The following is an 8,174-nucleotide window of genomic DNA, read 5'->3' as shown; positions in this document are numbered from 1 at the left end:
AGAGGTTTTACTTAAGGACTGCGCCGGAAGTGGTGCGCATTATAGGGGCCTCAAAACTGGCGTCAACCGCTTATTTCGGCTTTATTCGATATGCCACGATTCTTGCGCGCCCCTCTTACGAGAACTCGGTGTCCATATAAAAGCAGAAACCGAATATCACTACATCCGCTTTCCTTCAAACCATTACCAGCAGGCCTTACACTAGCGCTTCCGATCATCGCTTTGGCTATGCCATGTCAGAACTCGCTTCCGAACCTTTAGACCTCCTGCTCTTTCCCACCTGGCTTGTTCCTGTTGAACCAGCAGGGGTGGTGCTAAAGGAGCACGGCTTGGGAATTCGCAACGGCCGCATTGCGTTAATCGCCCCGCGTGCCGAAGCAATCAAGCATGCTACACGGCGAACCTTCGAGCTAACGGGTATGCTCCTCGCGCCAGGGCTTGTCAATGCACATGGTCATGCAGCAATGACCCTATTCCGCGGGCTGGCTGATGATCTCCCCCTCAAGAGCTGGCTGCAGAACCACATCTGGCCAGCAGAAGCACGCTGGGTTAACGAGAAGTTCATCCGCACCGGCACCGAGCTCGCAATTGCCGAACAGCTACAAGGCGGCATTACCTGCTTCTCCGACATGTACTTTTTTCCCGACATCGCCAGCGAAGTTGCGCATAGAACCGGTATCCGCGCCCAGATCACTGTCCCGGTGCTGGACTTTCCCGTCCCCGGTGCACGCGATGCCGATGAAGCCCTGCGAAAAGGTGTGGCCCTTTTCGATGACCTCAAGCATCACCCTCGACTGAACGTGGCTTTCGGGCCCCACGCACCCTATTCGGTTGGCGACGACAAACTCGAAAGTATCCGGGTTCTGGTTGCGGAGATGGATGCCGGCATCCACATGCACGTACATGAAACGGCGCACGAGGTTGAGGAAGCTTTGCGGCTGCACGGCGAACGTCCGTTGGCGCGTCTGGCTCGGCAACAACTCCTGGGGCCGCGCTTCCAAGCCGTGCACATGACACAGATAGATGATGAGGACCTCGCGCTTCTGGTAGAGCACAACTGCAGCGTCATCCACTGCCCCGAATCGAATCTCAAACTGGCAAGCGGATTCTGCCCGGTAGAAAGGCTCTGGGATGCCGGCGTGAACGTCGCTATCGGCACAGACGGCGCCGCGAGCAACAACGATCTCGATCTTCTGGGCGAGACTCGTACGGCGGCCCTACTCGCCAAAGCCGTCGCTGGCTCGGCAACAGCGCTGGATGCCCACCGAGCCCTGCGCATGGCTACCCTGAATGGAGCACGCGCCTTGGGTCTGGACGAACATACTGGCTCGCTTGAGGTTGGCAAGTTCGCCGACTTGGTAGCATTCGACCTATCAGGGCTAGCACAGCAACCCATCTATGATCCTGTGTCCCAGCTGATCTACTCCAGCGGCCGGGACTGCGTGCGCCACGTCTGGGTCGCAGGAAAACAGCTGCTCGACAACCGCCACCTGACCCGTATCGATCAAGACAGACTATTGGTCGATGTACACGAGTGGTGCACGAAGATCGCCAACAGCGACAAGCTATGAGCCCGGCGGACATTAGCCCTGGCTGGCTCTGCGACAAACTGACTTACCCGAGGGGCGCCACCATAGCCCCTTCGTCTGACGGAAGCTGGCAACATGAGCGATTGCAGCTCAAGCTTCTCCTTCGAGCTTTCAAACGGAACGGACCATGAGCAACGTCGACCACGCTGAAATCGCCAAATTCGAAGCTCTCGCCCACCGCTGGTGGGATCGTGAGAGCGAGTTCAAACCGCTGCATGAGATCAATCCGCTACGCGTCAACTGGATCGACGAGCACATCTCCCTCGCCGGGAAGAAGGTCCTCGATGTCGGCTGTGGCGGCGGCATCCTCAGCGAGGCAATGGCGCAGCGCGGCGCTCAGGTCACCGGCATCGACATGGGCGAGGCGCCGCTTTCCGTGGCCCGACTCCACCTGCTGGAGTCCGGACTGGATATCGATTACCGACAGATCACCGCCGAAGCCCTGGCGCTTGAATGCCCCAATCAGTTCGACGTAGTGACCTGCCTAGAGATGCTGGAGCATGTGCCCGATCCCGCCTCCGTGATCCGTGCCTGCCACGCCCTGGTAAAACCGGGTGGTCAGGTATTTTTCTCGACCATCAACCGCAACCCCAAGGCCTATGCGTTTGCCATCATCGGAGCAGAGTATGTGCTACAGCTACTGCCACGCGGCACGCATGACTTCAAGAAGTTCATCCGCCCCTCCGAACTGGGCGCTTGGAGCCGCGAAGCCGGTTTGGCGGTCCAAGACATTGTCGGCCTTACCTACAACCCGTTGACCAAGTTCTACAAGCTATCGACGGATGTCGACGTCAACTACATGGTCCAGACCATCAGGGAGGCTTGATGCGTCTGCGCGCCGTTTTATTCGACATGGACGGGACGCTACTCGATACAGCGCCTGACTTCATCGCCGTGGCTCAGGCCATGCGCCTGGCGCGCGGCCTCGCGCCGGTGCCCGATCAGCAGATACGCGACGTCGTCTCCGGTGGCGCGCGCGCCATGGTACTCAGCGCATTCGACGTAGACCCGATGTCGGAGGAGTTCGAAGTTCTGCGCCTCGAATTCCTCGAGCGCTATCAGGCGCATTGTGCGGTATTCAGCCGTCTATACGACGGCATGGAGCAACTACTGGCAGACATCGAACAGGCGAACCTGATCTGGGGTGTGGTAACCAACAAACCGCTGCGTTTTGCCGAACCGATCATGCAGCAGCTCGGCCTGGCATCGCGCTCTGCGGTACTGGTCTGTCCAGATCACGTGAGCCGGAGCAAGCCGGATCCCGAGCCCATGCTGCTTGCATGCAGCAAGCTGCAGCTGGATCCGTCCACCGTGCTGTTCGTCGGCGACGACCTACGAGATATCGAGTCCGGGCGTGCTGCCGGCAGCAAGACCGCCGCCGTGCGTTACGGCTACATCCATCCCGATGACAACCCCGGGCATTGGGGCGCAGACGTCGTAGTGGACCACCCGCTGGACTTGCGGGCCGTACTAGACCGCGCACTGTGTAGCTGCTGAACTACGACTCAGCCGCGACAACCGCTGCGTCCTGGCTTTTCTGAGCAAGAGAGAAACTCAATGTTTGACTACACTGCCCGCCCCGACCTGCTCGCGGGCCGAATCATCATGGTTACCGGCGCCGGCCGTGGAATCGGCGAGGCCGCTGCGAAGGCTTATGCCGCGCACGGCGCAACGGTACTGCTGCTGGGCAAAAATGAAGAGAACCTCAACCGCGTCTATGACGACATCGAGGCCGCCGGCTACCCGCGACCCGCAGTGATCCCGTTCAACCTGGAAACGGCGCTGCCGCACCAGTACGACGAGCTCGCGGCGATGGTCGAGCGGGAGTTCGGCCATCTGGATGGCCTGCTGCACAATGCGGCAATCGTCGGCCCACGCACGCCGCTGGAGCAACTTTCGGGCGACAACTTCATGCGAGTGATGCAGGTGAATGTGAATGCGATGTTCATGCTCACCAGCACCCTGCTACCGCTGCTCAAGCTGTCCCAGGATGCCTCGGTGATCTTCACCTCCAGCAGCGTTGGGCGCAAAGGACGCGCTTACTGGGGCGCTTACGCGGTATCGAAGTTCGCCACCGAAGGGCTCATGCAGGTCCTGGCCGACGAAGTCGACGGTACCGCCTCGGTGCGTGCTAACAGCATCAATCCAGGCGCCACGCGCACCGATATGCGCGCCAAGGCTTATCCGGGAGAGAACCCGCAGGCCAACCCCTTACCGGAAGCAATCATGCCCGTCTATTTGTATCTGATGGGGCCAGACAGTGCCGGAGTCAACGGGCAGGCATTCGACGCCCAGGCGTAACTCACAGCCAGAACGGTCGAGAGGGAACTGGCAGCAGCCTCATCAGGACACAGCTGAACATCGACCGCCGATGGCAATAAAAAAGGGGTGCCCGCCGCTGCGGTGCACCCCTTTTTCATGCGCTATAGAGCCGCCCAGCGACCTGAAGAGCACTCAGGGTCGTTTAGAACGATCTCCGCGCCCGAATCCCGGACGCTGACCTTCACCGGCCGGCGGACCGCGCCGCTTAGCAGGTGCCGGTTTGTCGTGGCCGGCGCCCTCCGGACGTTTGCCGCGCTTGCGATTCACCTCGCTCGGGCGCTCCGCCACTGGCGTGCCTCGCCCCTGCTCGCTGCGTTCGGCAGGGCGCGGCTTACGCGCCGGTTGCTCGCCACGCGGCGCGCGCGGCTTGTCGCCGATACGCGGTAGATCGGCTTCACTGGCAGGGCGCAGTACCCGTGGGCGGCGGTCGCCGCGCGCCAAGGGCTTGGCGACCTTGCGCTGCATGCGTTCGATCTTTTCCTTAGCCTTGGCCTTCATCCCCGGCAGGGCAACCGGCGTCAGGCCGACTTCCTGGCTGAGAATATCGACCTCCGCCTGCGACATCTCGCGCCAGCGCCCCATCGGCAGATCCGAGGTCATGAACACCGGCCCGAAACGCACACGCTTCAGGCGGCTGACCACCAGCCCTTGCGATTCCCACAGACGACGCACTTCACGATTACGCCCTTCCATAACCACGCAGTGATACCAGTGGTTGAAGCCCTCGCCGCCCGGCGCTTCCTGGATGTCGGTAAAGCGCGCCGGACCATCCTCAAGCATGACACCGGTCTTCAGCCGCTCGATCATCTCGTCGTCGACTTCGCCACGCACGCGTACCGCGTACTCGCGGTCCATCTCATACGACGGATGCATCAGGCGGTTGGCCAGCTCGCCATCGGTGGTGAACAACAGCAGGCCGGTAGTGTTGATATCCAACCGGCCGATGTTGATCCAGCGGCCTTCCTTCGGCCGCGGCAGGCGGTCGAACACCGTCGGGCGACCTTCCGGATCGTTGCGGGTACAGATTTCGCCGTCCGGCTTGTTGTAGATCAGCACGCGGCGCACGACATCGGTGGCCTCCTCGCGCTTGATCAGCCGGCCGTCGACGGCGATGGCGTCATGCAGATCAACGCGCTGGCCAAGGCTGGCTACCGCGCCGTTGACCTTGACCCGGCCTTCGCTGATCCAGTGTTCGATATCACGGCGCGAAGCCAGCCCCATGCGGGCCAGAACCTTCTGCAATTTTTCGCCGTGAGCGACGTGAGGGGTGGAATCGTCATGTTCGGTCATCTGGGCACCTCCCGGTGTGGCAGTTCCGATTGAAAGGGCGCGAATCATACGCGTATCCGCAGACACACGCACGGTTTACCCGCAGGGCAAATCATCGGCCGCCAGCGACCGATGCTGCCAGTCAGCCTAGCGTAGCAAGCGCTTCGGTGCTGGCCCGTTGAATGGCTGCCCAATCGCCATTGGCAAGGCTGGTGCCATCGATCATCCAGGTGCCGCCGACGCACATCACGTTGGGCAACGCCAGGTACTCACGGGCATTGTCAGCGTTGATGCCGCCAGTCGGGCAGAAGCGCACATCACCGAACGGACCAGCAAACGCCCTTAGCGCCGCGATCCCGCCACAGATCTGCGCAGGAAACAGCTTGAAGCATCGATAACCGAGCGCGTAGCCCTCCATGATATCGGTAGCGCTGCTGGTGCCCGGCAACACCGGCACCGAGCACTGCACGCCGGCCTCCAGCACTTCCCGGCTGGCGCCCGGAGTGACCACGAACTGCGCCCCCACCGCCTCCACCTCGTCCATCATGCGCCGGTCGAGCACGGTCCCGGCGCCGATGCACAATTCGGGGCGCTCCTCACGCAAGCGGCGGATCGCCGTCAGACCATGTGCCGAGCGCAGCGTGATCTCCAGCGTATGCAGGCCACCGGCGGCCAGAGCGTCGGCGAGCGGCAGGATCTGCGCTTCGCTGCCGATGGTGATGACCGGCAGGATGCGCGCACGCACGCACAGTTGTTCGATCAGGGCATTCTTCTGTTCCATGCTCATGGGCAGAATCCTCGGCCCTCACGGGCACCAGTAGATCTCCAGCGGAGAATGAATGAAGGCGCGGATCGGCATCTGCAGCGCATCGACGCTCATGGCCTGACGCAGCGTCTCCAGTTTGGCTGCGCCCTGAATCGCCAGACATTGCGTGCGCGCGGATGCCAGCAACGGATAGGTCATGCTCAGGCGCGCGCGGACGGTCGTCGGCGCCTGCATCGCCACGCAGCGTTCGGGGCAATCCGGGCGCAGCGCATGCGCAAGATAGCGGTTGCCGGGGAACAACGATGCCGTGTGGCCATCATCGCCCATACCCAGCACCAGTACGTCGATCGGCTGCTTGAGCTCGGCCAGTTTCTGCTCGGCCATCAACGCAGCCTCCTCTAGCGTGGCGGCCGGATGATACAGACCGATGAACTGTGCCGCGGCGGCCGCATTCTGCAGCAGATGACGGCGCACCAGCCCCTCGTTGCTCGCCTCATCGGTCGGCGGTACCCAGCGCTCGTCCGCAAGGCTGACCTGCACCTTGGACCAGTCCAGCTCGCGGCTCGACAGTTCCTCGAAGAAGGGAATCGGACTGCGCCCGCCGGACACCACCAGACTGGCGGTGCCATGAGTGCGCACCGCGTAATCCAGCACCTTGACCACGCAATCGGCCATCACTCGGGCCTGGCCCTCAGCATCGGCCAGGCTGTGGGCGACCACGCCGGTGGGCAGGTCGAGTTCAGAGATCGCCATACCAGGACCTCCCGTCACGAGTAATCAGGGCAATCGAAGCGACCGGTCCCCAGGAGCCGGCCGGATAGAGTTTGAGACTGTCGCCGATACGGGTCCAGCCGTCGATCAGCTGATCGCACCATTGCCAGGCGTACTCAACTTCGTCGCGGCGCACGAACAGGTTCTGATTGCCCTGCATCACCTCCAGCAGCAACCGCTCGTAGGCGTCGGGAATGCGCGCGCTCTTGTAAGTCTCGGAAAAATTCAGCTGCAGCGGCCCGCTGCGCAGGTGCATGCCCTTGTCCAGGCCCTGCTCCTTGGTCATCACCTGCAGGGAAATGCCCTCGTCCGGCTGCAGACGGATGATCAGCCGGTTGCTGATCAGCGAGCGCTGCTCGGGCGCGAAGATGTAGAACGGCGGTTCCTTGAAATGGATGACGATCTGCGACAGCTTCTGCGCCATGCGCTTGCCGGTACGCAGGTAGAACGGCACGCCGGACCAGCGCCAGTTGCAGATGTCGGCGCGCAGCGCGACGAAGGTTTCCGTGCTGCTGCTGGCATTGGAGTTCTCCTCTTCCAGATAGCCCGGCACCGGCTTGCCACCGGCGATCCCGGCCGAATACTGGCCGCGCACCACGCGCTGGCTGAGGATGTCCGGCGTGATCGGCGCCAGCGCCTTGAGCACTTTTACCTTCTCGTCGCGGATGCTGTCGGCGGTGAGGTTGCTCGGCGGGTCCATAGCGATCAGGCAGAGCAGCTGCAGCAGGTGGTTCTGGATCATGTCGCGCAACTGGCCAGCCTGGTCGAAGTAGCCCCAGCGTCCTTCGATGCCGACGGTTTCGGCCACGGTGATCTCCACATGCGAGATGTGGTGCTGGTTCCACTGCGTCTCGAACAGGCTGTTGGCGAAACGCAGGGCGATCAGGTTCTGTACCGTTTCCTTGCCCAGGTAATGATCGATCCGATAGATCTGGCTCTCGGGAAAATACTGCGCCACCGCATCGTTGATCACCCGTGACGACGCCAGGTCATGGCCGATGGGCTTCTCCAGCACCACCCGCGCCTGCTCGGCCAGCCCGGCGCCGGCCAGGTGTTCGCAGATCGCGCCGTACACCGCAGCCGGCGTGGCGAAATAGGCGATCAGCGGCAGCTCGGCGCTGGCGTTCTGCGCCAGCACGGCGTAATCCTCGCCGCGGCGAAAATCCATCCGCAGATAGCGCAGGCGCGCGAGGAAGCGCTGCAGCACACTGTCGTCCAGCTCATGCGCCGGAATGTAGCGGCGCAACGCCTGTTCGATCCGCGCCATCTGCTCGATCGGCTCGCCGCCTTCGCGCGACAGCGCCAGCAGCCGCGTATCACTGTGCAGCAGATCGGCACGGTCGAGCTGATAGAGCGCGGGGAACAACTTGCGCAGCGCCAGGTCGCCCAGCGCGCCGAACAGGGCAAAGGTGATCGGATCAACATTAATGGCTGGCATAAACACTCTTGGTCGATCG

8 protein-coding genes are annotated in these 8,174 nt (G+C 62.2%); 4 read left to right on the top strand and 4 right to left on the bottom strand.

Annotated elements, in window-relative coordinates:
• Positions 1-233 precede the first annotated feature (233 nt).
• The 4 genes from N8H22_RS19530 to N8H22_RS19515 all read left to right on the top strand — a co-directional run bounded on the left by N8H22_RS19530 (position 234) and on the right by N8H22_RS19515 (position 3,890).
• Positions 234-1,571, top strand: coding sequence for a TRZ/ATZ family hydrolase (locus N8H22_RS19530; RefSeq protein ID WP_264592150.1), 1,338 nt, complete (start codon positions 234-236; stop codon positions 1,569-1,571).
• 145 nt (positions 1,572-1,716) lie between these two features.
• On the top strand, positions 1,717-2,415 hold the full coding sequence (gene ubiG / locus N8H22_RS19525) for a bifunctional 2-polyprenyl-6-hydroxyphenol methylase/3-demethylubiquinol 3-O-methyltransferase UbiG (protein WP_264592149.1): 699 nt from the start codon (positions 1,717-1,719) through the stop codon (positions 2,413-2,415).
• Positions 2,415-3,086: an N-acetylmuramic acid 6-phosphate phosphatase MupP gene (gene mupP / locus N8H22_RS19520; RefSeq protein WP_264592148.1), complete on the top strand. Its 672-nt coding sequence runs from the start codon at positions 2,415-2,417 to the stop codon at positions 3,084-3,086. The genes ubiG and mupP overlap by 1 nt, the downstream gene beginning before the upstream one ends.
• A gap of 60 nt (positions 3,087-3,146) precedes the next feature.
• Entirely contained in the window at positions 3,147-3,890 is a 744-nt protein-coding gene (locus N8H22_RS19515) for a YciK family oxidoreductase (protein WP_264592147.1), read from the top strand.
• A 153-nt stretch (positions 3,891-4,043) separates the two neighbouring features.
• Here the strand turns inward: N8H22_RS19515 and rluB are convergent, their stop codons facing one another.
• The 4 genes from rluB to zwf form a co-directional block, all read right to left on the bottom strand.
• On the bottom strand, positions 4,044-5,201 hold the full coding sequence (rluB, locus tag N8H22_RS19510; protein ID WP_264592146.1) for a 23S rRNA pseudouridine(2605) synthase RluB: 1,158 nt from the start codon (positions 5,199-5,201) through the stop codon (positions 4,044-4,046).
• Between the two features lie 121 nt (positions 5,202-5,322).
• A complete protein-coding gene (locus tag N8H22_RS19505; RefSeq protein ID WP_264592145.1) occupies positions 5,323-5,967 on the bottom strand; it encodes a bifunctional 4-hydroxy-2-oxoglutarate aldolase/2-dehydro-3-deoxy-phosphogluconate aldolase in 645 nt (214 codons plus the stop codon).
• A gap of 18 nt (positions 5,968-5,985) precedes the next feature.
• A complete protein-coding gene (gene pgl / locus N8H22_RS19500; RefSeq protein ID WP_264592144.1) occupies positions 5,986-6,699 on the bottom strand; it encodes a 6-phosphogluconolactonase in 714 nt (237 codons plus the stop codon).
• Entirely contained in the window at positions 6,686-8,155 is a 1,470-nt protein-coding gene (gene zwf / locus N8H22_RS19495) for a glucose-6-phosphate dehydrogenase (RefSeq protein ID WP_264592143.1), read from the bottom strand. Before zwf ends, pgl begins: the two co-directional genes overlap by 14 nt.
• Positions 8,156-8,174 lie beyond the last annotated feature (19 nt).

The organism is Stutzerimonas sp. S1 (assembly GCF_025966695.1).
Taxonomy (GTDB): Bacteria; Pseudomonadota; Gammaproteobacteria; order Pseudomonadales; family Pseudomonadaceae; genus Stutzerimonas.
Note: the sequence above shows the minus strand (reverse complement) of the source record. Positions and strands in the feature narration are given on the sequence as shown.

Excerpts from the sequence above, each read along its gene's own strand:
- N8H22_RS19530 (WP_264592150.1), top strand. The coding sequence starts at position 234 with ATGTCAGAACTCGCTTCCGAACCTTTAGACCTCCTGCTCTTTCCCACC.
- ubiG (WP_264592149.1), top strand. The coding sequence starts at position 1,717 with ATGAGCAACGTCGACCACGCTGAAATCGCCAAATTCGAAGCTCTCGCC.
- mupP (WP_264592148.1), top strand. The coding sequence starts at position 2,415 with ATGCGTCTGCGCGCCGTTTTATTCGACATGGACGGGACGCTACTCGAT.
- N8H22_RS19515 (WP_264592147.1), top strand. The coding sequence starts at position 3,147 with ATGTTTGACTACACTGCCCGCCCCGACCTGCTCGCGGGCCGAATCATC.
- rluB (WP_264592146.1), bottom strand. The coding sequence starts at position 5,201 with ATGACCGAACATGACGATTCCACCCCTCACGTCGCTCACGGCGAAAAA.
- N8H22_RS19505 (WP_264592145.1), bottom strand. The coding sequence starts at position 5,967 with ATGAGCATGGAACAGAAGAATGCCCTGATCGAACAACTGTGCGTGCGT.
- pgl (WP_264592144.1), bottom strand. The coding sequence starts at position 6,699 with ATGGCGATCTCTGAACTCGACCTGCCCACCGGCGTGGTCGCCCACAGC.
- zwf (WP_264592143.1), bottom strand. The coding sequence starts at position 8,155 with ATGCCAGCCATTAATGTTGATCCGATCACCTTTGCCCTGTTCGGCGCG.